Below are 24,975 nucleotides of genomic sequence, written 5' to 3'. Positions count from 1 at the left end.
CGATGTTTTCGAAAGCATGTGAATACGCGATCAAAGCTGCGATCTATGTTGCCAAACAAAGTTTGCGGAATGAACTCGTAAACGTGAAGCAGGTAGCAGCATCTGTGGACGCACCGTTGGCCTTCACTGCTAAGATACTGCAGCGTATGAACCGTGAAAAGATACTGGAATCGTCGCGTGGCAAAATGGGCGGTTTTGTTTTTAATGAGGAAAAACAGAAAGGCACTACCATTTACGATATCGTCATTCTTTTTGACGGTCCCGGAGTATTTACAGAATGTGGACTGGGACTGCACAGATGCTCAGCTCTTAATCCCTGTCCGGTTCATGATGACTTTAAGATAGTACGTGAAAAACTGCAGATCATGACTCAGAAATTTTCCTTCTTTGACCTCGCTGTGCGAACTGAAAGTGGGTTGGCCTGGCTACGCTGATTTTTTTTGTTTTTAAATAGGATAAAATAGTCCGAATTAAAAATTTGGTGTACCTTTGTCATATAATCTTAAAAAAAAGTGATATGCTAACCCAGGAAAAAACAATAGGCGATTACGTAGCGGAAAATTTCAGGACTGCGGAAGTTTTTAAAAAGTATAACATAGATTTCTGTTGCAAAGGCGGCAGAACAATAGAGGAAGCCTGCGACAGAAAAAAAGTTAATCCCGAAGACATCTATCGGGAGTTGGAGGAAATTTCTAGTCAGAAATCTTCAGACATTGATTTCAACAGCTGGCCGCTGGACCTGCTGGCGGATTATGTGGAGAAAACCCACCACCGCTATGTAGAGGAAAAAACGGCCATGCTTATTCCATATCTGGACAAATTATGTAAAGTCCACGGTGACCGTCACCCCGAACTGTTTGAGATCAATAGGCTTTTTGTAGAAAGTGCGAAAGATTTAGGTGCTCACATGAAAAAAGAAGAACTTATTCTTTTTCCCTTCATCAAAAAAATGGTTACAGCACAGCGTAGTGGAGAGCCTCTTGATAAGCCGCATTTCGGAACTGTAGAAAATCCGGTGGCTATGATGAAAGAGGAACACGAAGCCGAAGGCGACCGTTTTGTGAAAATCTCAGAACTGACCAATGGTTATCAGTTTCCCGATGATGCCTGCGGAACCTATCAGGTAACATTTAAGATGCTTGAGGATTTTGAAAACGACCTTCACAAGCACATCCATCTGGAAAACAATATCCTGTTCCCCAAGGCTGTCGCACTTGAGAAAACTTTATAGAGCAGGTATCTGGTTCCGCTAACAGAAGAAAGAAGAAAGCCGTTTTAGTTCATAAACCGGCTTTTTTTTAACAGTTCTGATTCGAATCTCTTACGAATATACTAAGCAGTTGCATTTACATACCGGTCATAAGTATATACGTTATAAGGCAGTATCTTCTTTGCGGTTGCAGTGGCAATGAAACAGCAAATGAACACGGGGAAATAAAGCATAAATCCACCCGGTAGTAAGCTGCAGATCAGAACGCTGGAAGTAAGCGGAGCAAACAAAGCTGCAGAGAGCATAGATGCAGCCCCTATCAGGGCAAAGTTTACCGGAATAAACTGCATTCCAAAATAGGTGTTACCAATTATAGCAAAGCTTAACCCCAGAAAAGCGCCGGCCACGATGCTTGGCGCAAAAACGCCCCCGTCACCGCCGGCGCCAAGTGTCAGTGCTGCAGCCAATGGTTTCAGAATGGCCAGCGTAAGGATCAGCATCAAAGTTGCGCTGCTGCCCTCCGGCGGGCTTTCCAACATCATTCGTAAACCGTGATAACTGTCCCCGTATAAAGCCGGAAAAAAGAAAATTAGGAGACCAACGGCTATAGCACCCAGGTTTACCCTAATAAAATTGTTGCTGATACCTCCGAAAAATGTTTTCATACGCGTAACCAACAGCGTGAAATATACAGAAAGAAGACCACCTGAAATACTTAACAATATAAAAAAGGGTACTGCAGCATAGTTCCAGTCGGCTACAGGCGTATTAAATATTGTCTGGTTGTCGAAAAGTCGGATGAAAAGAAAACTGCTCAGTGCAGCCACTGTGCAGGAAATAACGAGTGAAAGACGTATTTTACGTGCAATAACCTCCATGGCAAACAGAAATCCGGCCAGTGGGCTTGCAAACAAAACAGCAACACCCGCAACTACGCCTGCGCAAATAAGTTCGCGCTTGTACATTCTGGCGGAGAACTCCTTTTTATAGCCATAATTTCCAATGGTAGCTGTCGCTACCACGGTTGACACCTCAATACCGGTGGATCCGCCGAAAATAACAGTTAGGAAACCATTGATAAAGTGCGACGGAATCTTAAATAAGGGTAAATGTTCCTTCCGCTGGTCCAGTGTTTTGTAAATCTCGGTGATGCCTTTATTTTTCCTGTTCTGAAAAACATATTTCCTTGAGAAATAAATCATCGTTATTCCGACCGAGGGCAGGATTATGTATAATGCAGCGTAACTGCCTGCGACGCCAAATATTTGATGCTGCAGGTACTCAGTGAGATGCTTGAGGCCAAAAGCGAGTATCGCACTTGCGAGGGCAACAGCAATTGATGCCAAAATAAGCCTGAAATAATGCTGCTTTACAATTTTCTGTCTTTCCAAAGGAGTATTTTAAGCTGAAATTGAGAAGATATCGGACCGTTGACTGTCCATCACTGGCGCAAATTTAGGAAACTTTCACAGAACATTTTTTACGTGCGCCTGAAGCATGATGCTTAATGTAATAGTTGAGCCGATGTCGCGGATTTATAATCCATGCTCTTTTTAACCTTAAATTTTTCTGTGCTGATCAGTGATATTTGTGAGCTAAAAATAGGAGTGCTGTTAACCACAGCGTTCACGGAGGTTTTCTCAGCGCGCACGCAGAAGGTGTTCTGTACTTCAATTTTGCATAAATCTAACAACTGAGATCTGAGATCTGATGTCTGAAATCCTGATACTTTTAACCACAAAGGACACAAAGGTTTTCTCAGCGTGCACGGAGAAGAGGTTCTATACTTCAATTTTGCATAAATCTAACAACTGAGATCTGAGATCTGATATCTGAAATCTTGATACTTTTAACCACAAAGGGCACAAAGGTTATCACAATGTGCACGGAGAAGAGGCTCTATATTTTAATGTTGAATAAATCTAAAATCTAAAACCTAAGATCTAATATCAAAATTCTAAAATCCAAAATTTAAAATCTGAATTGAATGTCGCTTTTTATCACAACATCCAAAAAACAGCCTCTTTGTCATTCCGCAGGAATCTCAAGAGTCTGGATGTCTTCTGTATAACTACTGATCCTCGGTTGAGAATCCGCGACATGGGAGCAAGTGGACTTTCGTCCTTCGAGTCGGAAGTACCGATCGTAATCGGTTCCGATAACGATGGGAAACAACGAAGCAATCATTTACTAAGGAACAGGTTAGCGCTGTAACTGCGGGGGTCCTGGAAGAGAGGCTTCGGAATTTATGAATTGTGTTTTAAAACAACGCTACCTGCAGAAAGCCGCCGATATTGCTTTGTTTATGTTTTAAAGGGCCGTAATATTCCAGGTTGGCTCCCGCACCGAAAGTAAATTCTTTATAGGTAAAGCCCACGCGGCTGCGAATATAACTTCTGGTATGCAAATCTGCAGTCATGGCATGGATATAAGTTCCCTGCAGCCTGGTATACAGTCTCCATTTATCACTGAGTGCCGGTTTGTATTCAATACTTTCCAACCCTTCGATATTTGTATTCCTGCTCATCCACTCTTGGCATGGCGATTACAAGCCATTCGGGGGTTGCGTAAGTGTAAATTAAAGCTGCTTAAGGCCGGATTCCACCAGGAGTGCTCTGAAATCCCGCACCCGCATTAATCCGTTACGCCAAAAAAGCCGATTTGAGGAACGCTCCTTAATTTTTTGTCCAGAATCATCTGGAAAGAAACTCCACGGTTGCCTGTCATTTCTTCGACGTTTACCGGAGGATTTTGTATTGGGTTCGCTTCCGTTTCCTGAGCGTCAAGGCTAATTCCTGCCAACAAAGTAAGGGCAGTAAAGGAAATGTATATAAGTTTTTTAAATGGGTCAGTCATGGTAGTTGATTAATTTATGACTGACCAAATTATCTTAATTGAAAGTGGAATTATAGGATTTTTAAGGTGAATGGTAGGATTTTTTGGAAATTTCCAAAGAGCGGTGAATTTAATTGCTAGTCAACAATACTCTTTTCACCTGCTTATAATAGTAACCTAAATTCTCTATTTTATCTTTATCAAAAATACTTTCAATAGAATTTATTTTCTTGTTTTTCAGTAGTTGACTGAATTTGTCATAACCGATCTCCTTTCCATTTAATAAGATAACAGTTTGTTCGTACTGTTTTTTAACAGAATTGCTTAACTGAAGCCGGTTTTTATGATATTGATAAGGTTGATTGTTATCTACAATTTGGTCCTGTAGTAACGGGTTTATAAGTTTTTTTGGAGATATTACAGGAAATCAGTATTAGCGCTAAAAAGAAAAAGAAAATTTTCATCGATATGTAGTGTAAGTTTATTTTTTCGAAATAACTATTGTAAAAATAAAAAAAAACACGCCCGAAGACGTGTTTTAAAATGTATTTCAGAAAAAGTTATCTGGACATAATCCTCTTCACAGCGGCTTTTACAGCATCAGCATCAATTTCGTATTTCTTCATGAGTTCTGCCGGAGTTGCAGATTCACCGAAGGTGTCATTCACAGCTACAAATTCCTGGATGGTCGGTCTTTTTCTGGCGAGCATTCCGGCTACAGATTCGCCTAAACCTCCAAGGTAGTTGTGTTCTTCGGCTGTAACAATCCTTCCGGTTTTTTCCACTGATCTCAGGATGATTTCTTCGTCCAGAGGTTTGATTGTGTGGATGTTGATCACCTCGCACGAAATTCCTTCCTTTTCAAGCTGATCAGCCGCAACCAGAGACTCCCAAACCAGGTGCCCGGTAGCTACGATGGTAACATCGGTTCCTTCCTGCAGCATAATTCCTTTGCCAATTTCAAACGGCATGTCTTCCGGAATAAAAACCGGCACAACAGGACGTCCGAACCTAAGGTACACAGGACCTTCGAAATCGGCTATCGCCAATGTGGCCGCTTTGGTCTGGTTGTAATCGCAGGTGTTGATTACCGTCATTCCGGGAAGCATTTTCATCATTCCTATATCCTCCAGAACCTGGTGTGTAGCGCCGTCTTCACCTAAAGTAAGTCCCGCGTGGGATGCACAGATCTTCACGTTCTTGCCGGAGTAGGCAATGGACTGACGGATCTGGTCGTACACTCGTGAGGTAGAGAAGTTGGCGAAGGTTCCTGTGAAAGGAATTTTCCCGTTAATGGTAAGTCCGGCGGCAATTCCCATCATATTGGCTTCGGCAATTCCTACCTGTATGAACCGTTCCGGTGCTTTTTCGATGAACTTTTCCATCTTCAGGGAGCCGATGAGGTCTGCGCAAAGCGCTACGACGTTGGGGTTAGTATCAGCAAGTTCGGCCAGTCCGGCACCGAAACCGCTTCTTGTATCTTTATTATCTAAAACTTGGTATTTCATGACTTAATTTTTGCAATCAGCTTTTTGCATTAGGCTTCTTGCGGGTTTGTGGTTAGAATTGAGTGTGTTAAATCGGTCTAAAGCGAGTTGCTGAAAGCCAAAAGCGATTTAGTAATCAGCAGGACCTTCCAGGTAAAGCTGTTTGAAGGCTGTGTCCAGCTGCTCGTCGTTTGGCGCTTTTCCGTGCCACGCGTGGGTTCCCATCATATAATCTACCCCAAAGCCCATTTCGGTATGAAGAATAATAGCTACTGGTTTACCATTTCCTGTTTCCTGTTTCGCACGTTCCAGGATTGAAATCACGGTCTCCAGGTCGTTACCGTTCTTCTCATTCAGCACTTTCCAGCCAAAAGCTTCCAGTTTTGCATGCAGATCTCCCAGACTTAAAACATCGTCGGTATCACCATCTATCTGCCTGTTGTTATAGTCAATGGTTGCAATTAAATTATCTACTTTATTATGAGCAGCAAACATCAGAGCTTCCCAAATCTGCCCTTCCTGCAGTTCACCGTCGCCGTGCAGCGTGTACACCAGCGCATCGTCGCCATCCATTTTCTTAGCCAGTGCCGCGCCTACAGCCACCGACAGTCCCTGACCCAATGAACCTGAAGCGATCCTAACGCCCGGTAAATTGTCGTGAGTGGTAGGGTGTCCCTGTAATCTGGTGTTCAGTTTTCTGAATGTACCCAGTTCTGCAACCGGGAAAAATCCAAATCTTGCCAGAGTAGAGTAGAATACCGGCGAAATGTGCCCGTTGGAAAGGAAGAACAGATCCTCACCTTTACCTTCCATCGTAAACGGCAGTTTGTAGTTCATCACCTTACCGTACAGTGCGGTGAAGTACTCTGTACAGCCAAGGCTTCCGCCAGGATGGCCGGAATTAACGGCGTGCACCATCCTCAAAATGTCTCTTCTGATTTGTGTTGTAAGAGATTTCAGCTCTTCAATACTTTTACTCATTATATCGATTTATTTGCGTGCAAATTTACAAATAATTGACGGCTTGGTGAAACTAAAAAATCCTGCCTTAAAAAGCAGGATCTCAAATTGTTACTCCACAACCTTCAGGTGGGTGCTGCGGTCGCGGATGAGCCACAACCCTATGAAGGTCAGTAGCCCGTTTATCATAATCAGTTCCACGCCTATCCTGTAATCGCTGTTTTGTGTCACCAGATAGTTAATCAGGTATGTGAGCACCGGCGCCAGCAAAGTAACAGCGATGATGCTGTATTTTTTAGTAATCCTGAACCTGGTCAGGATGCCGAAGGCAAACAGACCCAACAGCGGACCGTAGGTGTATCCGGCCACTTCCATAATCAGGTAAACAATCGACTTATCGTTGATGGCTTTAAAAATCATGATGAGCGCAAAGAAAATAACAGTAAAAATGAGATGAATCTTCATCCGGAGTCTTTTTTTCTGCTTCTCGGTTTTCGTCTGGTCTTCGTTTATGTTCAGCAAATCCACACAGTAAGAACTGGTAACGGCCGTAAGCGCACCGTCGGCGGAAGGAAATAAAGCTGAAATTAATCCGATAATAAATATAACCGCAATAAACAGCGGGAAATACCCCTGTAAAGAAAGTGCCGGGAAGAGGTCATCGCCCATAATATTGGTGATGTTCCCGGTAGCGGCATCCGGGAAGCCGAATACATTGGTGATGTTCTGCTTGCCGTTTACAACATCAACAACCTGACTGTACACCGCGCCGTTTTCCATGGCAAACAGGTAAAGCAAGCCACCCAGGAACAGGAAAGCCAGATTTACGATCAGCAGCGTACCGGCGAAGGTGAGCATGTTCTTTTTGGAATTCTTAAGGTTGTCCACAGAAATGTTTTTCTGCATCATTTCCTGGTCCAGACCCGTCATAGCGATGGTGATAAACATCCCGCCCAGAACCGTTTTCAGGAAGAAAGTTTTGGAGTTGATATCCGTATTGATGAGATGCGTATAATCCTTGTCGGCAAGTATAGTATAGGCTTCACCGTAAGACAGGTTCAGGTTCGAAAGGATAAAGATGATGCACGCCACAAGACTCAGGATCATAAAAGAGGTCTGCAGCGTATCAGTAATCACGATGGTCTTCACACCGCCTTCAAAAGTGTAAAGCAGGACCATGAGTAAAATAACACCGGCCGTAACCCAAAACGGTACACCGAGTGCCTGAAGCAGGAAAATCTGGAGCACGTTCACCACCAGGTACAGGCGGGCTGTGGCGCCAATGGAGCGTGAAATGATAAAGAACAGGGACCCGATTTTATGCGCCTCCACGTTGAACCGTCGGCCCAGGTAAGTGTAAATGGAGGTCAGGTTCATTCTGTAATACAGCGGCAGCAGCACAAAAGCCACAATAAAATAGCCCAGGAAAAAGCCGATGACCATCATATAGTACTCGAAACCGCCAAAAGGATATTCACCGGTTGTCATTTTCCCCACCGTTCCGGGTACCGAAATAAAGGTGACGCCGCTTAGGCTCGTCCCGATCATTCCGAAAGCCACAAGCCACCATTTACTTTTCTTGTTCCCGATAAAAAACGACTGGTTATCAGCGTTACGGCTGGTCAGGTAGGCGATGACAAGCAGCCCGATAAAATAGGCAAATACAAACAGAATCAGTATTGTGGCGGAATTCATTAATTACATTTTAGTGTCGCAAATATAGTTTTTTGTGACTATTCGGACGCTAATTCGGGTCGGGAAAGAAGGTTGTGCAATTATTTGGGCGCCTTATCCGGCTTTCACTACTCGCTTTGCGGTGCAAAAAAAGATTTTTTTTGCACCGCAAGAGCTCAGACAGGCCGTTCAATCCGGGGCGCGGGGTAGAAATAAAAAAAACCTTTCCGGCAGGGAAAGGTTAGATTGGCTAAAATAGTTTTGGATTACGCCAGCACATCCTGAATTTCTTTATTTCTCTGGAATACCGACTTCGCATACGTGCAAAGCGGAATGATTTTCTTTCCGTTTTCCCGTGCATATTCCGCGCCTACAAATACCAGCTTTTTCGGCAGACCCTGACCGTTGTACGCTTCATCAACTTCCGTATGGTCTATGATAAACTTATCGTCCCCCGCGCCGGTGTAGGTCATGCTGCCGGCCTTTTTTCCGTCTACATACAGGTTGAATGCTCCCTTATGGCCATCGTTTTCGTGTTTAATTTCAGTCATATCGTTTATTTGTTTAGTGTTTAACTGGTTTAAGAATTTACCTTGAAAGTCTCGACTTGAGAACTGCCTCCGGCAAAGGCACGTAATCATCTGTATCACCCGGAACCAAAGGAAATGCCTCATGGTTTTGCTGATGCCAGTTCTCCGTAGCCTTTTCTATAACCTCTTTATCGGAATTTACGAAGTTCCAGAATATATACCGCTCTTCAGGAAAGGGTTCACCGCCAAAAAGATAAACGGTCGCCTTGTCACTCATTTCAAATTCGCAGAGTTTTGCATCCTTAGCTATTAACAGTTGCTGACCACCGAAAACCTGTCCGTCCACTGTTACCGTTCCTTCCAGAACATACATTGCCACTTCGCCGAAAAGTTCACCTCCAATATTCACTTTCTGTCTTCCGGTACTGTTAATTTCAAGGAAGAAAAGTGGCGAGTGAACCGGTACAGGTGATTTTTTGCCAGATAGTTCACCTGCAATAAGTTTGTAGCGCAAGCCGTCATCTATCCAGCCGGGAACATCAGCTGCTTCGGTGTGATGAAAACTGGGTTCACTCTGTTCAAGATCTTTGGGAAGTCCTACCCAAATCTGGAATCCGTGCAGATGTTTTTCAGTGTTTCTCAGGTATTCAGGAGTTCTTTCAGAATGTACTACACCTTTCCCCGCTGTCATCCAGTTTACCGCTCCCGGCTGTATCTCCAAGTCGTTTCCGAGACTGTCTTTATGCTGTATGGCTCCTTCCAGCAGATAGGTAAGCGTAGAAAGTCCGATATGTGGGTGCGGTGCGACATCAAGATTCTGGTAATCCTTCAGTGCCGCGGGACCCATATGGTCTATAAATACAAAGGGTCCGACCGCTCTTTTCTCGCGGAAAGGCAGTAGGCGGCCCACCAGAAAATTGCCGATATCTGCGGCTTTTTCTTCAATGATTAATCCAAGGTTAGACATGGTGAAATGTTTTAATAGTGGAACTCTGAGTTATACCAATTCTGGAAGACTCAGACACGAATTTAGCAAAAATAGATCAGATGTTTTAAAGAACCCCCAGTCGGCGCTTAACTTCCGGTATCACCTGAGTAGCATAAAGTTCAATGGACTTCATGGTAAGCTCATGCGGCACGAAGCCCAGGCTGGCATGACCCAGGAAACGTGTAAATCCAAAAAGTTGATGTTCGTATACGATTTTGTCCACCACCTGCCCCACGCTGCCAACCAACAATGAACCTTCCGGTGAACGCATGAATTCAAACTGCTGACGGGTCATCGGCTGCCACCCACGGCTTCTGCCTACACGGTCCATCATCTGCGCATAGTAAGGATAGTATTCATCAGCGACTTTTTCACCGTCTTCACCAATGTACATATGGTTGTTAATGCCTATTTGTAGGTCTTCGGACTTCACACCATTTTCCAGAGCAGTTTTTTTATAAAGGTTTATAAACGGAGTAAACTGTTGTGGCATACCGCCAATGATGGCCAGCATGAGCGGCAAATGCAGTTTTGCAGCCCGGATTGCTGAGGCCGGTGTTCCTCCGGCAGCCAGCCAAACGGGGATTTCACCCTCCACTGCACGTGGATAAACTCCCAGATTGTTTATGGAAGCACGGTGCTGTCCGGACCAGTTTACGATTTCTGATTTGTTAATTTCCAACAGAAGATTCAGTTTTTCTTCAAAAAGTTCGTTATAATGGTCCAGGTCATACCCAAAAAGAGGGAAGGATTCAATAAAAGAACCCCGACCGGCCATAATTTCAGCCCGGCCGCCTGAGATAGCGTCTACGGTGGCAAACTGCTGGTAAACCCGCACAGGATCTTCGGAACTCAGAACGGTAACTGCAGAGGTGAGTTTTATATTTTTGGTAATGGCAGCCGCTGCAGCCAGCACTGTTGTTGGTGACGATACAGCGTAATCTGGGCGGTGATGCTCGCCTACTCCGTATATTTCTATTCCAAGTTCATCTGCCAGTTTTATTTCCTCCAGCAGATCCTTAATTCTCTGCTGCGCATTGAGGCCTGTGTTTGCAGCTGTTTCAGGTGCGGCATCGGCGAAGGTCATCAGACCGAATTCTATCTTTTTACTCATTGATGTCGGATTTAATGTTTATACAAATATATCCTTCCTTTACTGCCTGTACATTGACTTAAGTTAAGAAGTTGCAGCCCGGTGTCTTAAGCAGCTTTTGTTATTATTGGGCGGACCGCATGTTTTCGCCATCGCGGTAGTGAAGCCGGCGGAAGACAAAACCTGAAAATATGGTCAGTATACCAACCACGATAAAGGTGTATCGGAAAGCCAGATGGGGATTCCCGTGCATCAATGCAGCGTTACCTTCAAAAATCTTGAGTACGATAAGCCCGAAAGCAATACCGAAACCGATGGCCAGCTGTTGGTTTACTGCCAGCAGTGAGTTTCCGCTGCTTGTATGGCTGTTTCGCAGGTCGGCCAGGGAAATGGTATTCATGGAGGTGAACTGTATGGAATTGAAAAAGCCGAGGATGGCTATGATAGGCAGAAACCACCAGATGGACGTGTTAATATTTGGTAGAGCCATACAGCAAATCAGGAATCCGATAATGAAAGTATTGATCATCAGTGTTTTTCTATAGCCGAATCTGTTCAGAATCTTAATAACAGACGATTTTCCAAACATGGCTGTCAGTGCCATGGGTGCTACAATCCAGCCCGATATCACTGCGCTTTGGCCGTAGGCGATCTGTATCATGAGTGGCAGGAGCAGCGGCACTGAACTGATGTCCAGGCGTGTGGCCAGATTTCCCAAAACGCCTACTCTGAAGGTGCGGACCTGAAACAGATTTAACGGAAAAATCGGATCGGTAGTCTTGCTTGCATGTCGGTAATAGTAGTAGATCATCAGGAATCCAAGTACAAAAATAAGCAGCACAGGAGTGGTACGCGTGCTGGTTCCGAAAAGTTCAAGAGCCACTGAAAGAAGCAGCGAGGCCGAAGCGAAAATAAGGAAGCCTTTCAGATCAAAACTGATTTCAGCCGATTTATAGTCGGGCATGTATTTTAGGCTCAGGAAAATGCCGGTTAATCCTATAGGTATATTGATGAGGAATATCCAGTGCCATGAGAGATAATCTACCATATATCCACCTACAAGAGGACCCAGCACCGGACCGATTAAGGCCGGAACAATGGCATAATTAAGTGCCGGCAAAAGTTCGTTCCTGTCATAAGTTTTAATCAGCGCCAGACGGCCTACCGGAGTCATCAGACTGCCTCCAATTCCCTGTACAACCCGCGAAATAACAAGTTGAGTGAGGTTTTGAGATGCTGCGCAAAACAGAGATCCCAGGCTGAATACAATAATGGAAAATATAAATATCTTCTTTGTGCCGAATTTATCTGCCAAAAAACCACTTACAGGCATGAACAGTGCCAGTGTGAGAACGTAGCTGATAATCGTGTTCTGCATATCCAGCGGCGATTCGCGCAGATCTGCGGCAATGGAAGGTAAAGATGTGTTCAGGATCGTGGAGTCCAGCATCTGCATGAAAATTGCCGTCGCAAGGATGAAGGGTAGAATTCTTTTAGTTGGGGTATCGAAAGTCTTTGTGGAATTGGGCATCAACAGGTGTTATCAAAAAATGAACCTAAAAAATGGCCGGTAGTTTAAAATCCTTTAAAGCGATACAAAAAAAAACCTGCCGGATCAGGCAGGTTTCATTTTAATATTTCTTGTCTCTGTGTTCCACGTCAGTCCACGGACCGCCATCTTTCTTATATCTCACAAAAATATAATCCTCAAAATCAAGAGTTTTGTAAACAATGTTGTCATTTCCTACCTGAAAGGCAGTGATGTAATAATAGTCGGCATCGCTCTTCACTTTCTTGTCGCCCATTTTAGCACTTTCGGGAACAAAGTTTGGGAATGAATAATTAGGCAGGATGCTCTTCAGTTCAGTGTAAAACACTTCATTTTTCTTAGGGTCAGGTACAATGTCCACAATCTTATAATCATCTTCATCGATCCACATATAGTAAATTTTCTGCTCCTGTGTTTTCTGATTGGCAGATGTGAACGAATATAGCTTCTTAGGAAGCATGGTAACCACACTTTCAGGCTTAACGACTGAGAAATATTTCTCATTTTGAGGATCTACGTAAGTACGCAGGTTAAGCGCCATCACCGGATTAGTCCAGTCTTTGTTCTTGAAATACTGGTCCAGTGAAAGTTCGGCATCTTCCCTGTACTTCCTGTTTTCTTTAGTAAGGGTTTTTGTAGGGATTTGAGGCATAATTTCCTTTACAAAAGAATAAAGTACCCGAGGCTTAATTTCCTTTAGATGGGGGTAAGCCTGCAATTCCTCAACCTTTGTAAGCCAGAAATATTGCTGGTAGAAATCTTCTTTATCCTTGGATTTTACATTTTTGTATGAAACGCCCAGTTTTTTTGAATTCATTACGGACTCAAACTTATTTTGTGCAAAGTTTAAGTTAAAAGCCAGCAATGCAGTAAAAAGTAGAATTAAGTTTCTTCTCATTTTTTTGAATTGTTAAGTATTTTCCAAATATAGTTAATTATTGGATAATCTTTGGGCGCATTTGTTAAAATTCAAATTTAATATTTTGCCATTATTCAGATTTGCTGAACGAAACGTCCACATTATCAGTGTTTTAATGTTCTTATTTTTTTAAGCCACTAAAATGGATTTGTTAATATGACTCCTCATGCACATTTACAGCGCGGCCACTTGGGTCACTTAAGTTTTTAAAGGCTTCATCCCACTCCAAAGCAATGTGCGTTGAACAGGCAACAGAAGGTACAGACGGAACTGTAGCGGCAGCATTTTCACTCGGGAAGTGTTCCTCAAAAATCGTTCTGTAGCGGTACTCTTCCTTATTTTGCGGAGTATTAAGCGGAAATCTGAATTTTGCATTGACCATCATCTCATCAGAAACTTCTTTTTCGGCTGCCTCTTTAAGCGAATCGATCCAGGAATATCCTACGCCGTCTGAGAACTGCTCTTTCTGCCGCCACGCAATGCTGTCCGGCAACAAATCTTCAAATGCTTTCCTGAGTATGTATTTTTCCATCCGGCCATTTGCCAGACTGATCATCTTGTCGGCTGGATTTACAGTCATCGCCACATCCATAAACTCTTTGTCCAGAAACGGAACCCTACCTTCAATGCCCCAGCTCATAAGCGCTTTGTTGGCCCGAAGACAGTCGTAAAGGTGCAGTTTACTTAATTTTCTTACGGTTTCGTCATGGAATTCCTTTGCATTGGGTGCTTTATGGAAGTAAAGATATCCACCAAAAAGTTCGTCGCTGCCTTCACCGGAAAGTACCATTTTAATTCCCATGGATTTAATTACCCTGGCCAGAAGGTACATAGGCGTAGATGCTCTTACAGTTGTAACGTCATAGGTTTCCAGATGATAGATAACATCGCGGATTGCATCCAGACCTTCCTGTACAGTAAAATGGACTTCATGATGTATGGAACCAATATGATCTGCGGCTTTTTGTGCTGCAACAAGGTCGGGCGAGCCTTGCAGACCTACAGCAAAACTGTGCAGGCGCGGATACCAGGCTTCCTCCTGATCACCGCTTTCAATACGGTTGCGGGCGTACTTGGCTGTTACGGCAGCAATAATAGACGAGTCCAGACCACCGCTTAACAAAACCCCATAGGGAACATCACTCATGAGCTGGCGGTGCACCGCGGCTTCCAAGCCTTGCCGGATTTTACTGATGTCAGTTTGATTCTCTTTAACACTGTCGTAGTCCTCCCAGCCACGGCTGTACCATTTTTGCATTTCAAAACCTTCGGCACTGAACAGATAGTGGCCCGGCAGAAATACCTTAATCGATTTGCAGACTCCTTCCAGGGCTTTCAGTTCAGAGGCTACATAATAATTTCCGTTACGGTCCCAACCCTGATAAAGCGGGCAAATACCCATATGGTCACGACCAACCAGATAAACTCCTGTTTCGGAATCATAAAGGGCGAAGGCAAATATGCCGTTCAGTTTTTCCAGAAAATCCTTCCCATGCCTGCGGTAGAGAGCCAGAATTACTTCGCAGTCCGATTGCGTAAGGAATTCATAGTCCGGAAACTCAGCACGCAGCTCGCGGTGATTATATATTTCCCCGTTTACTGCCAGCACTACTTTTCCGTCTTTGGTAAAAAGGGGTTGTTTTCCGGAGGTGGGATCTACGATGGCCAGCCTTTCGTGGGAGAAGATCACCCGCTCATCCTGGAAAATGCCGCTCCAGTCGGGACCGCGGTGGCGAACTTTTCGGGACATCTGAAGGATTTGGGGCCTTAATGTTTCTGTTTTCTGTTTTGCATCAAGCAAGCAAACGATTCCACACATAATAAAAAGTTATTTGGTTAGTAGTTATATTTAATACAAACTTATCAATATACTTAATATTACAAAATAAAAATCATTATTTATGAAATAAAGGGACTGTTTAAACGAAATTATGTGTAAAAAATTAATTTGATAAGGTTTTCATAATGTCCCCGCGAAAAATTTTTCACAAAAAAAACAGCCCGAAAGCTGTTTAATAATTTAATTAGTCTGGTTTTCAGAGGTTACGTGCCATAAGCGCCATGTAAAATCCGTCGAAACCATCGCTGGGCATCACTTTCTCTTCTTTTATAAGTTTGAATTCCGGATTGTTCTTCAGGAAAATTTCTACCTGCTCGTTGTTCTCACTTGGTAAAATGGAACAGGTGGCATACAGCATCTTTCCGCCTTTCTTCAGCATTTTTGAGTAGTCCTGAAGGATTTGCTGCTGTTCCTGCTTAATGCGGTCTATAAAATCCTGGTCAATTTTCCATTTGGAGTCCGGGTTCCTTTTCAGTACGCCCAGCCCGGAACAGGGTGCATCTATAAGAAGTCGGTCTGCTTTTTCGTGCAGGCGCTTGATTACTTTATTATCTTCAATAAACCTTGTCTCAATATTGTGAGCACCGGCCCGCTTTGCGCGGCGTTTTAATTCGGCCAGTTTCCATTCATAAATATCCAGAGCGATAATCTGACCTTTATTTTTCATCAAAGCGGCCAGATGCAGTGTTTTACCACCCGCGCCGGCGCATGCATCAACAACGCGCATACCTTCCTGAACATCGAGCAGTTCACCAATTTTCTGCGAGGAGGCATCCTGAACTTCAAAAAGTCCGTCTTTGAAGGCGGAGGTAAGGAAAACATTTTTCTTTTCCTCCAGCTGAACGGCGTCCGGGTAGTTGCGTATCTGGAAACTTTCCACATCTTCATCCTTGAGGTCGGAAACAAGCTCTTTAGCGGTCGTTTTCAATGTGTTAGCCCGTAAAATGGTGGGTGCCTGTTCATTCAGTGCGTTCATTTCACGCTCCCAACCGCTGCCCAGCTCCTTCTCCAGCGTACCGGCCAGCCATTCCGGGATGGAATGTTCAATTGCCTTGTTCGGAACGGTGTTTTTCTTCAGCTTGGTAAGGATATCGGCTGTCTTGATACCGTCAAATTCCTCAAATTTTTTATAATGGGTCTTGCTCCAAAGACAGTACGCAAGTATCAGTTTGTAAACATTGTTCGGCTTTACGCCCTCTCCCATATAGTATTCCAGGCGTTTTTTCCAGCGGATAATGTCATAGAAAATCTGCGAAACGACTTTGCGGTCTTCACTGCCCCATTTTTTATGAGCTTTAAGAAGTCTTTCAATTACCTTGTCGGCATATTTTCTTTCCTGAAAGAAGGTTTCCTGTAATGCATCGTGGATACCAATCAGTAAGTTGCGGTGTATGAGTTCCATAAAGTGGTATTTGCCTTAGAAGTTGATAAGGCTTTGCAAAAATAGTGATAATTTGAAGAATGTACAGAAGATGGGGTGATGAGGTAGAGGGAGGTGTGATGATTTGCTGATGTGATGATGTGTGATGCGCGGATGTGATGATGTCTCCATCCGCATTAGCATTATGCTTAGGAAATTTCAGTTAGTTGGCAGCGGAATAATTAGATTATATTTACTTCTCTTTCGAGCTCAATACCAAATTTCTCTTTCACCGAATCAATGATCATAGCAGAAAAATCGAAAATTTCCTGTCCAGATGCCTTGCCGGTTTTATTGACAATCACCAAGGCCTGCAAATCATGACAGGCCACATTGCCAATTTGTTTTCCTTTCCAGCCACACTGCTCTATCAACCAGCCGGCCGGCACTTTTATCAGGTCGCCAGCAGGATAAGACGGTAAATCCGGGTAGCGTTGCTGTACCTTAGCAAAGTGTTCTGCGGTTATAACCGGATTTTTAAAAAAACTGCCGGCATTTCCAAGTACTGCAGGATCGGGCAATTTACTTTTGCGGATACTGATGACAGCAGCAGCGATGTCCTGAACAGTAGGATTGAGTGTCCCCATTTTTTCAAGTTCCGACTGAATGGCGCCGTATCCTGCCTTGATGACATGGTTTCTTCTGCTTAGTTTAAAAGTGACTTCCAGGATAACGTATTTTCCTTTGCCTTCCTGCTTGAATATAGAATCGCGGTATCCAAACCTGCATTTTTCATGGTTGAATTCCTCAGTTGCCAGGGTCTCAAGGTCTAAAACAAGGCAACTTACAAAAGTATCTTTGATTTCCGTGCCGTAAGCACCGATGTTCTGCATAGGAGAAGTTCCTACGTTGCCGGGAATAAGCGACAGGTTTTCCAAACCACCATAATCTTTCTGAAGGCAGTATTCCACAAAAAAATGCCAGTTTTCTCCAGCCCGGGCTTTAACCAGGACCTTATCTTCACTTAGAATAATTTCTTCTATACCCTTAAAGTTAATCTGTATGGCAATACCTTCAAAATCTTTTGTGAAAAGCACATTGGAACCGGCACCGAGCATCAGTGTTGGCAGATTGTTGCTTTTCGCAAAATCCAATGCAGCTATTAAATCCTGCAGGGTAGCAACCACTGCGAAGTATCGTGCGGAAACATCGACCCCAAAAGTGTTGTGTTCTTTTAGGGAATGATTTTCAAATAAGATCATACTGTTGGGGAAGTAAATGGCGGTACCTAAAGGCTGAATTCCTCCCGGTATTTTTGAAGTGCATCGTTCAGGAGCTCTACACTGCGGCGTAAATCTTCTTCTTTCAGTACGTAGGCAATACGAACCTGTTTTTTGCCCAGTTCCGGATCACTGTAGAAACCACCTGCGGGTGCAACCATTACGGTTTCGTTGTTACTGGAATAATGTTCCAGCAACCACTGAGCGAATTTTTCTGAATCATCCACAGGAAGTTCGGCCACACAGTAAAATGCCCCTTTGGGCTTCGGGCAGATTACACCCGGGATTCCGTTCAATAAATCCACAAGGACGTTTCTCCTGTGGGTATATTCACTGCGGACCTGCATGATATAGGCCGCATCATCTCTATGTGCGGCGGTAGCCGCGATCTGACCCAAAAGAACAGGCGAAAGCCTGGCCTGAGCAAACAGCATGGCTGCATCGTGGATGGTTTTGGAACGGGTGATCATGCAGCCGATCCGGGCGCCACACATGGAATAACGCTTGGACTCGGAATCGATGATGATACAGTTTTCAGCTAATTCAGGAAAATCGAACATTGAAATTTGCTGCTTGCCGTCATAAACATATTCGCGATAAACTTCATCAGAAATAATAACGATGTCATGCTTCAGCGCAATATCTGCCAGTTGCTGCAGCTCTTCGCGGGTATACAGGTAACCGGTGGGGTTGCCGGGGTTGCAGATGATGATTGCACGTGTCTTTGGAGTGATCTTTTTTTCAAATTCCTCAATTGGAGGGAGCGCAAATCCAGTATCAATGGTGGACGGGATGGCTACCACCTTTATGTTGAAAGTGCTTGTGAAACCGTTATAATTGGCGTAATACGGTTCGGGAATAATTACCTCATCGCCATCGTCGCAAAGGGTGGAAAGGGCAAAATTCAACGCCTCGGAGCCACCGTTTGTCACGATAAAATTGTCTGTGGTAAGGTCTGTAAATCCTAAAGAGTGATAATAATCCTTAAGCGCGGTGCGGTATTCCAGATTGCCTTCGGACAGTGCATATTCCAGTACTTTAAGGTCAATATTTTTCAGTGCGTCTATTGCACTTTGGGGGGTGTCAATATCCGGCTGACCAATATTGAGGTGATATACCTTTATTCCTTTCTGCTTGGCCAGCAGGGCGTAAGGAACGAGTTTTCTAACTGGTGAAGCGGGCATTTCCGCAGCTCTGGTGGATATCTTAGGCATTGATTCAGATTTTTTACAAAAGTAGGAAATTTTCCGCACCCCCGATTTGTTAGTTGCCGCATAATGTAGTTGAAACCGAAGTGTGCAAGTTTGAATTTTAATAATTTTGCAAAGTGAAGAAAATTTTACTGCTGTCGGATACCCATTCATATATAGATCAGCGTATCCTGGATTATGCCGGTGAAGCCGATGAGGTATGGCACTGCGGAGACTTTGGCAGTTTGGATGTACTAACAGCACTGGAAAGCCTGAAGCCGCTGACGGGCGTGTATGGTAATATAGACGGTGAGCCAATCCGCAAATGCGTTCCCGAAGTCAACCGCTTCAACTGTGAAGGTGTGGAAGTGATGATGATTCACATTGGAGGTTATCCCGGAAAGTATTCGCCGCTGGCGAAAAAAGAAATCAGTATTAAGACTCCCAAACTTTTTATTTCCGGGCATTCGCATATATTGAAAGCCATGTTTGACAGGGAAAATCAGCTTCTTCATCTTAACCCGGGCGCATGCGGCAGGCAAGGCTGGCATAAAATGCGTACGATGATGCGATTTGAGGTGTGCAGCGGAACTATAGATAAACTGGAAATCATTGAACTCGGACCAAAATGAAAATAGGTGACCATGTTTCCGTGCTGGACGACGATTTGGCAGGCACAATAACTTCAGTACATGGCGAAACTGTGGTTTTCCGGGACACGCACGGATTTACCCACCAATATCAGAAAAATCAACTAGTGCTGCAGAATCCTTCTATCTATGAAGGTTTGGAGATAGTGGTAAAAAAGGAAATGCCAAAGAAATCATCAAAAAAACATAATAAGAAACCCCTGATACTGGATCTGCATTTTGACAACATTGTGAAAGATACATCACGCTACAGCAGCTTTGAAAGATTGTTTATGCAAAGGGAAAAACTGATTGAAACACTGGATTTCTGCCGCAAAAACCATCTGAAAAACCTTGAGGTAATACACGGAATCGGTGACGGCGTACTACAGCAAATGGTGCATGATGTGCTGAGCGCACAGACAGGACTGGAATATTACAATAATGCCATCCTCCATCATGAGTCCGGCTCCGTGACGGTAAAATTTGACTGAATTACTCCAGGGGAATCAAACTGAATTTTGATGCCACAAACACACTTCCTGTTATTTCTCCCGAAACTTTGGCTTTCCTGACTTTATTGCAGAACCCATCGGCTGCGTGAGCATCGCCATGGTCATTGATGCCCGTACCGGCAACTGTGTATACCTTGCCGTCTATCTTTACTGAAAGCACACAGCCTTTATCGGTTTTCTGTTTGAACTGACACATTCCGCATGATGCGGGCACTATGCGGTCCTGAATTTTTTTCTGAGCAAATACAAGTGAACTAAGAAATAACAGTAATATGAACGCAGCCTTTTTCATCGTTAAATGTTTATTTATCAGATGCTAAGTTAACAAATATCCTGTAATAAAACAGGCCTCACTTCCGAAGCCGGGAATTATTTAATAAATTTGTCCACTTCAAGATGGAAAAATTAAATTTACTTTTCACCCGCGACGGGCTTTTCTACCAGATTCTCCGTAACAAAAGCGTCCTTTCTGAATCGTCTTTCTTCGTGAATGAGGAAATGCCGCAAGCTTCCATCAGTGAAAAACTGGCGGAAATTTTAGAGAGGAAGTACGCTTCTGTCACTGTACTTTCGGCACTTAATCACTTTTCGCTGATGCCGGAAGGATTTGACCGCCATGATCTTGGGCTGGACCTTATTTCATATAATTCACCCGTAGAGAAGGAGGCGGAGGAGTTGATGCTGAGCGTAAACAAAAAGTTTAAGGTGCAGTTCTACTATACTTTTCCCAAAGATTTGTACACGCAGATCAAGCAGACCCATATACCGGCACAGTTTAATTTTTCCGGAGAGAAGTTCCTGAACACGCTCACCCCGAAGGGCGGCAAGGAAATTCATATCAACCTTTACAACAATCAGTGTGAATTTTTTGCGCTGGAAAGCCGAAAGGTGATTCTTTATAATAACCTCGATGTGAACTCTGAAGTGGATTTTCTTTACTTTATCATGTTCAGCCTAAGTAAGATTGGTTTCGGTCTGGGCGAGACGCGGTTCTTTGTTTACGGGGAAACATCGGAAAACGAAACCTTTATATCCGAACTTCAGAAATTTGTAAGGAACCTGAAGATCGTGTTTGATAACCTTCCAAAACGCAGATTTCTGGTTAATTCCTAATGCGCTGCGGATCCTAAAAAACGAAATATGTTCAGAATCATAGCGGGAAAGTGGAAAGCCAAGAGGATCTCGGCACCCAAAAATTTTGATGTCCGGCCCACCACGGATTTTGCCAAGGAAGCTCTTTTCAGCATGCTTGAAAACCGTTTTGACCTGTCCTACGTGTCCGCACTCGATCTTTTTGCAGGTATAGGTTCCATTTCCCTGGAGTTGGCCTCACGTGGATGCCAGGATGTGACGGCTGTGGAAATGAATGCAAAGCATGCCGGATTTATTAACAGTACAGCGGCAGAACTGGAAATGCAGCTCCAGATTAATGTACAGCGGGGAGATTCCTTCGACTGGCTGAAAAAAAACCGCAACCGGAAGCAGTATGACCTGATCTTTGCGGACCCGCCATTCAATATGGACGAGAGGAAGTATTCGGAATTAATTTCCCTGGTGCTGAACAACAATTATCTGAAGGAAAACGGCGTCTTCGTGCTGGAGCATCCCGCAAAGAATGTTCCCGTTCATGAGAATATCACAGACACCAGAAAGTACGGAAATTTAAGTTTTTCCTTTATTGCACCCAACCCGCCGGTATCCGGTCAGATGGATTCGGGTTCGTAGAAGAAGATCAGTTTTTTATCGGCAGCCTCAAAATCCAGCCAGGAACTGCAGTTCACCTCAAAACCGGCTACGCCACATGTAGGAAAGAGAAATACATCTTCCGTCATGGTATTGGCAAAGTTGGAGATGCCATTGTTATGTGAAAATAAAGCCACAGAGCCCACCTCATTGTCCAGATCGTAGAGTACGGACATAATATTCCTCTCCGAGGGCTGGTACAGTTTTTCGTCTGTCAGGAATTCTTTACAGTAGGTTTCGCCAAAAATTTCGCAGGTACTTTTTGCCCGCAAGGCCGGACTTGTAATTAACTGCTCAATATCAATAGCCTTACTTTTAAGGTAATGGGCCATCTTTTGGGCATCTGTATGACCGCGGGTAGCCAGCGGACGGTTAAAATCGTCGGTGTTTTCAGGCCAGTCGCTTTTTGCATGCCGAACAAGTATCAGTTTTTTCATTTAATGTGTTGATTTGGAGTACTAAAATTATAAATAATTTTTCATAATACATTTTGTATACTTAAATTGGACCGCCCTGAACCACATAAAATTAGTAAATTTGCGCCCATGGGACAGATCATGGGAATTGATTACGGAAAGAAAAGAGTAGGCGTTGCTGTAACTGATGATATGCAGATTATTGCAAGCGGTCTGGAGACTGTGGAAAATGCCAAGCTTTTTGACTTCCTGAATAATTATTTCCAGACCTACAAGGTGGATGCGATTGTAGTGGGACTTCCTACCAATCTGCAGGGAGAACCTTCCGAGGTGGAAAAAGATATCCTGGCTTTCATTAAAGTCTTTGAAGCGAAATTTCCCGGAATTCCTGTTAATCGCATGGATGAGCGCTTTACCTCTAAACTTGCCTCGCTTTATATTTCACAAAGTGGTAAAAGCAAGAAAAAAAGAGAGGATAAGGCCTTGATCGACAAAGTGAGTGCCACCATTATTTTACAGAATTATTTACAACAGATACAGAAATGATATTACCCATCCGTTCATTTGGAGATCCGGTCCTAAGAAAAAAAGGGCAGGATATTGATAAAGATTACCCCAATCTTAAGGAATTGATTGAGAATATGTATGAGACCATGTACAGTGCACACGGTATTGGTCTGGCTGCTCCGCAGATCGGGTTGGATATCCGTCTTTTCTGCGTAGATGTACGTCCACTGGCGGAAGATGAGGATTATGCAGATATTGCTGAGGAACTGAAGAACTTCAGAAAAGTATTCATCAATGCCAGAATTCTGGAAGAAAGCGGACCAGAATGGAAGTTCAATGAAGGATGCCTTTCCATCCCGGATGTACGCGAAGATGTGAAGCGGCAGGAAACCATCCTTATCGAATATTTTGACGAGAATTTTGTAAAGCATACCGAAACTTTTTCCGATATTCGTGCCCGGGTTATCCAGCACGAATATGATCATATTGAGGGTATTCTCTTCACGGACCATCTTTCTTCACTCAAGAAAAAACTGGTAAAGGGCAAGTTGTCCAGGATCATGCAGGGAGATGTAAATGTAGACTATAAGATGAGGTTTCCTAAATAGGGCACCCACCTATTTAGTAAAGTATTAATGTCAATAGGTTGCGTAACCGCACGTAACTAAATTTTAAATAAAGACTATGGAGTTAGAGAAAATTATTTCAATTTCCGGAAAACCGGGACTTTTTAAGCTGGTTTCACAACTGAAGAACGGCTTTATAATTGAGGATGTAAGTACCAAGAAGAAAGTAAGCATTGGTAACTCCAGCCAGGTAAGTCTGCTGGACAATATTGCTATGTTTACCACGGACAGGGAAGTTCCGCTTTTTGAGGTTTTTGAAAATATTGCCACATCCAACGGATATACTGAAACCCTTTCACATAAGTCCGGTGAAGCTGAACTCAGAACGTTTATGCAAACAGCCCTTCCGGATTATGATAAGGACAGAGTCTACGTTTCCGATATCAAGAAGCTGGCACAGTGGTACAACATTCTTCATAAAGCAGGCTTTATCCATCAGGACAGCTTCAAAAGGTCCGAAGAAACCGGAACTGAGGCTAATGAAGAAAAAGTAGAGCTGAAACCTGCTGAAAAGAAAGCTGCAACAGCAAAGGCCGAAAAGCCAAGTGCTCCAAAGGTAAAGGCCTCTACGTCAGCAGCTAAATCTGCCCCTAAAAGTACACACAGAAAACAGGGATAATTCAATTTCCGTCTGCATATAAAAACCGTTGCCGAAATTCAGCAACGGTTTTTTTATTGAATAAGTAAAATATTATCGTAAGATCCCAGGCCATTCAGGAAATCTTTAATCCCCATTCTTTTTTTACCTTCCAACTGTACTTCCGCAGGCAAATACCAACCTTTACCGGTCATAATCTTAAAGTTCTTTCGGTCCACATACAGATTAGCCGCTGGTTCCTGGCTGTCGGTGCTTTCTGTGCTGCCGGAAAAAATCTTAAAGGTCTTTTCTTCTCCGCCAATCTTCAGTTTCGTAAATGCGCAGGGGTAGGGAGAAAGTCCACGGATAAAATTATGTACGGTCTGCGCGTCCTGTTGCCAGTTGATACGTGTATCTTCTTTGAAAATTTTGAACGCATTTTTAACTTCTTTTTTTTCCTGCTGAGGTTGCTCTGTCAGGTTTCCTTCAGCTAGTCGGTCCATAGTCTGCACCACTAATTGAGCTCCTTCTTCCATCAAACGGTCATGCAGCGAACCGGCATTGTCCTCCGGGTTTATTTCCACCTCATGTTGCAGCAATATGTTGCCCTCGTCTATCTTTTCGTTGATGAAAAATGTTGTAATGCCGGTTTTTGTTTCACCGTTGATAATGGCATAATTGATGGGAGCTGCACCCCGGTAATCCGGCAATAATGAGGCATGCAGATTGAAAGTGCCCAGTCTGGGCAGTTCAAAAAGGACCTTTGGCATCATCCGGAATGCCACCACTACGAAAACATCGGCGTCCAGTTTTCTCATCTGATCCAGAAACTCACTGTCCCGCAGTTTTTCGGGTTGAAAGACAGGAAACTGCTGTTGAGCAGCATATTTTTTTACGGCTGATTCGGTTATTTTCTGTCCGCGTCCACTAGCTTTATCAGGCACGGTAACAACGCCCACGATCTTGTGCGAAGATTCATGGATGGCCTTAAGGCTGGCAGCTGCGAATTCAGGTGTCCCGAAAAAGACGGCTCTTAATGATTTCATG

General features: G+C 43.7%; 27 protein-coding genes. 9 read left to right on the top strand and 18 right to left on the bottom strand.

Annotated elements, in window-relative coordinates; translation table 11 throughout:
• The first annotated feature begins 2 nt into the window (after positions 1-2).
• Together F7R58_RS10140 and ric are read left to right on the top strand one after the other, a co-directional pair.
• Positions 3-434, top strand: a complete 432-nt coding sequence (locus tag F7R58_RS10140) for an RrF2 family transcriptional regulator (protein ID WP_158064808.1) — start codon at positions 3-5, stop codon at positions 432-434.
• A gap of 83 nt (positions 435-517) precedes the next feature.
• Positions 518-1,231 carry an iron-sulfur cluster repair di-iron protein gene (ric, locus tag F7R58_RS10135; protein WP_158064807.1) on the top strand — a complete coding sequence of 238 codons (714 nt, stop codon included), beginning with the start codon at positions 518-520 and terminating at the stop codon, positions 1,229-1,231.
• Between the two features lie 101 nt (positions 1,232-1,332).
• Here the strand turns inward: ric and F7R58_RS10130 are convergent, their stop codons facing one another.
• The 15 genes from F7R58_RS10130 to F7R58_RS10060 all read right to left on the bottom strand — a co-directional run bounded on the left by F7R58_RS10130 (position 1,333) and on the right by F7R58_RS10060 (position 18,939).
• Entirely contained in the window at positions 1,333-2,601 is a 1,269-nt protein-coding gene (locus F7R58_RS10130) for a chloride channel protein (RefSeq protein ID WP_158064806.1), read from the bottom strand.
• 869 nt (positions 2,602-3,470) lie between these two features.
• A complete protein-coding gene (locus F7R58_RS10125) occupies positions 3,471-3,737 on the bottom strand; it encodes a hypothetical protein (RefSeq protein ID WP_158064805.1) in 267 nt (88 codons plus the stop codon).
• Between the two features lie 107 nt (positions 3,738-3,844).
• Positions 3,845-4,066 (bottom strand): hypothetical protein, encoded by a 222-nt coding sequence (locus tag F7R58_RS10120; RefSeq protein ID WP_158064804.1) that lies wholly within the window; start codon positions 4,064-4,066, stop codon positions 3,845-3,847.
• Between the two features lie 539 nt (positions 4,067-4,605).
• Positions 4,606-5,553 carry a transketolase family protein gene (locus tag F7R58_RS10115; protein ID WP_158064803.1) on the bottom strand — a complete coding sequence of 316 codons (948 nt, stop codon included), beginning with the start codon at positions 5,551-5,553 and terminating at the stop codon, positions 4,606-4,608.
• 108 nt (positions 5,554-5,661) lie between these two features.
• A complete protein-coding gene (locus F7R58_RS10110; protein ID WP_158064802.1) occupies positions 5,662-6,513 on the bottom strand; it encodes a transketolase in 852 nt (283 codons plus the stop codon).
• Between the two features lie 90 nt (positions 6,514-6,603).
• Entirely contained in the window at positions 6,604-8,187 is a 1,584-nt protein-coding gene (locus F7R58_RS10105) for a sodium:solute symporter (protein ID WP_158064801.1), read from the bottom strand.
• Between the two features lie 245 nt (positions 8,188-8,432).
• Positions 8,433-8,717 (bottom strand): GNAT family N-acetyltransferase, encoded by a 285-nt coding sequence (locus tag F7R58_RS10100; protein ID WP_158064800.1) that lies wholly within the window; start codon positions 8,715-8,717, stop codon positions 8,433-8,435.
• 37 nt (positions 8,718-8,754) lie between these two features.
• Positions 8,755-9,663, bottom strand: coding sequence for a pirin family protein (locus F7R58_RS10095; RefSeq protein WP_158064799.1), 909 nt, complete (start codon positions 9,661-9,663; stop codon positions 8,755-8,757).
• Positions 9,664-9,748: 85 nt separating this feature from the next.
• Positions 9,749-10,798: an LLM class flavin-dependent oxidoreductase gene (locus tag F7R58_RS10090; RefSeq protein ID WP_158064798.1), complete on the bottom strand. Its 1,050-nt coding sequence runs from the start codon at positions 10,796-10,798 to the stop codon at positions 9,749-9,751.
• Between the two features lie 103 nt (positions 10,799-10,901).
• Positions 10,902-12,308, bottom strand: a complete 1,407-nt coding sequence (locus F7R58_RS10085) for an MFS transporter (RefSeq protein WP_158064797.1) — start codon at positions 12,306-12,308, stop codon at positions 10,902-10,904.
• A 100-nt stretch (positions 12,309-12,408) separates the two neighbouring features.
• Positions 12,409-13,224, bottom strand: coding sequence for a hypothetical protein (locus F7R58_RS10080; RefSeq protein ID WP_158064796.1), 816 nt, complete (start codon positions 13,222-13,224; stop codon positions 12,409-12,411).
• Between the two features lie 172 nt (positions 13,225-13,396).
• The gene (gene asnB, locus F7R58_RS10075; protein ID WP_158064795.1) at positions 13,397-15,064 is read right to left on the bottom strand and encodes an asparagine synthase B; all 1,668 of its coding nucleotides are present in this window, start codon (positions 15,062-15,064) and stop codon (positions 13,397-13,399) included.
• Positions 15,065-15,281: 217 nt separating this feature from the next.
• A complete protein-coding gene (locus F7R58_RS10070) occupies positions 15,282-16,487 on the bottom strand; it encodes an RsmB/NOP family class I SAM-dependent RNA methyltransferase (RefSeq protein WP_158064794.1) in 1,206 nt (401 codons plus the stop codon).
• Between the two features lie 200 nt (positions 16,488-16,687).
• The gene (gene murB / locus F7R58_RS10065) at positions 16,688-17,707 is read right to left on the bottom strand and encodes a UDP-N-acetylmuramate dehydrogenase (RefSeq protein WP_158064793.1); all 1,020 of its coding nucleotides are present in this window, start codon (positions 17,705-17,707) and stop codon (positions 16,688-16,690) included.
• A gap of 26 nt (positions 17,708-17,733) precedes the next feature.
• Positions 17,734-18,939: a pyridoxal phosphate-dependent aminotransferase gene (locus F7R58_RS10060; protein ID WP_158064792.1), complete on the bottom strand. Its 1,206-nt coding sequence runs from the start codon at positions 18,937-18,939 to the stop codon at positions 17,734-17,736.
• 113 nt (positions 18,940-19,052) lie between these two features.
• On the opposite strand from F7R58_RS10060, the gene F7R58_RS10055 reads away from it, so the two are divergent.
• Both F7R58_RS10055 and F7R58_RS10050 read left to right on the top strand, forming a co-directional pair.
• Entirely contained in the window at positions 19,053-19,547 is a 495-nt protein-coding gene (locus F7R58_RS10055; RefSeq protein WP_158064791.1) for a metallophosphoesterase family protein, read from the top strand.
• Positions 19,544-20,038, top strand: coding sequence for a Smr/MutS family protein (locus tag F7R58_RS10050; RefSeq protein WP_158064790.1), 495 nt, complete (start codon positions 19,544-19,546; stop codon positions 20,036-20,038). The genes F7R58_RS10055 and F7R58_RS10050 overlap by 4 nt, the downstream gene beginning before the upstream one ends.
• A 1-nt stretch (position 20,039) precedes the next feature.
• On the opposite strand, the gene F7R58_RS10045 is transcribed toward F7R58_RS10050, so the two are convergent.
• On the bottom strand, positions 20,040-20,351 hold the full coding sequence (locus F7R58_RS10045; protein WP_158064789.1) for a DUF6370 family protein: 312 nt from the start codon (positions 20,349-20,351) through the stop codon (positions 20,040-20,042).
• 104 nt (positions 20,352-20,455) lie between these two features.
• On the opposite strand from F7R58_RS10045, the gene F7R58_RS10040 reads away from it, so the two are divergent.
• Both F7R58_RS10040 and rsmD read left to right on the top strand, forming a co-directional pair.
• Positions 20,456-21,172: a DUF3822 family protein gene (locus tag F7R58_RS10040; RefSeq protein WP_158064788.1), complete on the top strand. Its 717-nt coding sequence runs from the start codon at positions 20,456-20,458 to the stop codon at positions 21,170-21,172.
• A 27-nt stretch (positions 21,173-21,199) separates the two neighbouring features.
• On the top strand, positions 21,200-21,784 hold the full coding sequence (gene rsmD / locus F7R58_RS10035) for a 16S rRNA (guanine(966)-N(2))-methyltransferase RsmD (RefSeq protein WP_158064787.1): 585 nt from the start codon (positions 21,200-21,202) through the stop codon (positions 21,782-21,784).
• Here rsmD and F7R58_RS10030 read toward each other — a convergent pair.
• Positions 21,763-22,239 (bottom strand): SixA phosphatase family protein, encoded by a 477-nt coding sequence (locus F7R58_RS10030; RefSeq protein ID WP_158064786.1) that lies wholly within the window; start codon positions 22,237-22,239, stop codon positions 21,763-21,765. The two genes, rsmD and F7R58_RS10030, sit on opposite strands and share 22 nt — an antisense overlap.
• Before the next feature lie 108 nt (positions 22,240-22,347).
• Here F7R58_RS10030 and ruvX point away from each other — a divergent pair, with 108 nt between their 5' ends.
• The 3 genes from ruvX to F7R58_RS10015 all read left to right on the top strand — a co-directional run bounded on the left by ruvX (position 22,348) and on the right by F7R58_RS10015 (position 23,970).
• Positions 22,348-22,764: a Holliday junction resolvase RuvX gene (gene ruvX / locus F7R58_RS10025; RefSeq protein WP_158064785.1), complete on the top strand. Its 417-nt coding sequence runs from the start codon at positions 22,348-22,350 to the stop codon at positions 22,762-22,764.
• Positions 22,761-23,333 (top strand): peptide deformylase, encoded by a 573-nt coding sequence (gene def / locus F7R58_RS10020; protein ID WP_158064784.1) that lies wholly within the window; start codon positions 22,761-22,763, stop codon positions 23,331-23,333. The genes ruvX and def overlap by 4 nt, the downstream gene beginning before the upstream one ends.
• 76 nt (positions 23,334-23,409) lie before the next feature.
• Positions 23,410-23,970 (top strand): DUF5606 domain-containing protein, encoded by a 561-nt coding sequence (locus F7R58_RS10015; RefSeq protein ID WP_158064783.1) that lies wholly within the window; start codon positions 23,410-23,412, stop codon positions 23,968-23,970.
• Between the two features lie 53 nt (positions 23,971-24,023).
• Here F7R58_RS10015 and fmt read toward each other — a convergent pair whose 3' ends face one another.
• The gene (gene fmt / locus F7R58_RS10010; RefSeq protein ID WP_158064782.1) at positions 24,024-24,974 is read right to left on the bottom strand and encodes a methionyl-tRNA formyltransferase; all 951 of its coding nucleotides are present in this window, start codon (positions 24,972-24,974) and stop codon (positions 24,024-24,026) included.
• Position 24,975: the final 1 nt, after the last annotated feature.

Origin of the sequence: Chryseobacterium sp., assembly GCF_008831505.1 — a bacterium.
GTDB lineage: Bacteria > Bacteroidota > Bacteroidia > Flavobacteriales > Weeksellaceae > Marnyiella.
Note: the sequence above shows the minus strand (reverse complement) of the source record. Positions and strands in the feature narration are given on the sequence as shown.

Excerpts from the sequence above, each read along its gene's own strand:
- F7R58_RS10125 (WP_158064805.1), bottom strand. The coding sequence starts at position 3,737 with ATGAGCAGGAATACAAATATCGAAGGGTTGGAAAGTATTGAATACAAA.
- F7R58_RS10040 (WP_158064788.1), top strand. The coding sequence starts at position 20,456 with ATGGAAAAATTAAATTTACTTTTCACCCGCGACGGGCTTTTCTACCAG.
- asnB (WP_158064795.1), bottom strand. The coding sequence starts at position 15,064 with ATGTGTGGAATCGTTTGCTTGCTTGATGCAAAACAGAAAACAGAAACA.
- F7R58_RS10080 (WP_158064796.1), bottom strand. The coding sequence starts at position 13,224 with ATGAGAAGAAACTTAATTCTACTTTTTACTGCATTGCTGGCTTTTAAC.
- murB (WP_158064793.1), bottom strand. The coding sequence starts at position 17,707 with ATGATCTTATTTGAAAATCATTCCCTAAAAGAACACAACACTTTTGGG.
- def (WP_158064784.1), top strand. The coding sequence starts at position 22,761 with ATGATATTACCCATCCGTTCATTTGGAGATCCGGTCCTAAGAAAAAAA.
- F7R58_RS10085 (WP_158064797.1), bottom strand. The coding sequence starts at position 12,308 with ATGCCCAATTCCACAAAGACTTTCGATACCCCAACTAAAAGAATTCTA.
- F7R58_RS10090 (WP_158064798.1), bottom strand. The coding sequence starts at position 10,798 with ATGAGTAAAAAGATAGAATTCGGTCTGATGACCTTCGCCGATGCCGCA.
- fmt (WP_158064782.1), bottom strand. The coding sequence starts at position 24,974 with ATGAAATCATTAAGAGCCGTCTTTTTCGGGACACCTGAATTCGCAGCT.
- ruvX (WP_158064785.1), top strand. The coding sequence starts at position 22,348 with ATGGGACAGATCATGGGAATTGATTACGGAAAGAAAAGAGTAGGCGTT.
- F7R58_RS10060 (WP_158064792.1), bottom strand. The coding sequence starts at position 18,939 with ATGCCTAAGATATCCACCAGAGCTGCGGAAATGCCCGCTTCACCAGTT.
- F7R58_RS10120 (WP_158064804.1), bottom strand. The coding sequence starts at position 4,066 with ATGACTGACCCATTTAAAAAACTTATATACATTTCCTTTACTGCCCTT.
- F7R58_RS10070 (WP_158064794.1), bottom strand. The coding sequence starts at position 16,487 with ATGGAACTCATACACCGCAACTTACTGATTGGTATCCACGATGCATTA.
- F7R58_RS10095 (WP_158064799.1), bottom strand. The coding sequence starts at position 9,663 with ATGTCTAACCTTGGATTAATCATTGAAGAAAAAGCCGCAGATATCGGC.
- F7R58_RS10115 (WP_158064803.1), bottom strand. The coding sequence starts at position 5,553 with ATGAAATACCAAGTTTTAGATAATAAAGATACAAGAAGCGGTTTCGGT.
- ric (WP_158064807.1), top strand. The coding sequence starts at position 518 with ATGCTAACCCAGGAAAAAACAATAGGCGATTACGTAGCGGAAAATTTC.
- F7R58_RS10045 (WP_158064789.1), bottom strand. The coding sequence starts at position 20,351 with ATGAAAAAGGCTGCGTTCATATTACTGTTATTTCTTAGTTCACTTGTA.
- F7R58_RS10015 (WP_158064783.1), top strand. The coding sequence starts at position 23,410 with ATGGAGTTAGAGAAAATTATTTCAATTTCCGGAAAACCGGGACTTTTT.
- rsmD (WP_158064787.1), top strand. The coding sequence starts at position 21,200 with ATGTTCAGAATCATAGCGGGAAAGTGGAAAGCCAAGAGGATCTCGGCA.
- F7R58_RS10105 (WP_158064801.1), bottom strand. The coding sequence starts at position 8,187 with ATGAATTCCGCCACAATACTGATTCTGTTTGTATTTGCCTATTTTATC.
- F7R58_RS10100 (WP_158064800.1), bottom strand. The coding sequence starts at position 8,717 with ATGACTGAAATTAAACACGAAAACGATGGCCATAAGGGAGCATTCAAC.
- F7R58_RS10030 (WP_158064786.1), bottom strand. The coding sequence starts at position 22,239 with ATGAAAAAACTGATACTTGTTCGGCATGCAAAAAGCGACTGGCCTGAA.
- F7R58_RS10110 (WP_158064802.1), bottom strand. The coding sequence starts at position 6,513 with ATGAGTAAAAGTATTGAAGAGCTGAAATCTCTTACAACACAAATCAGA.
- F7R58_RS10050 (WP_158064790.1), top strand. The coding sequence starts at position 19,544 with ATGAAAATAGGTGACCATGTTTCCGTGCTGGACGACGATTTGGCAGGC.
- F7R58_RS10140 (WP_158064808.1), top strand. The coding sequence starts at position 3 with ATGTTTTCGAAAGCATGTGAATACGCGATCAAAGCTGCGATCTATGTT.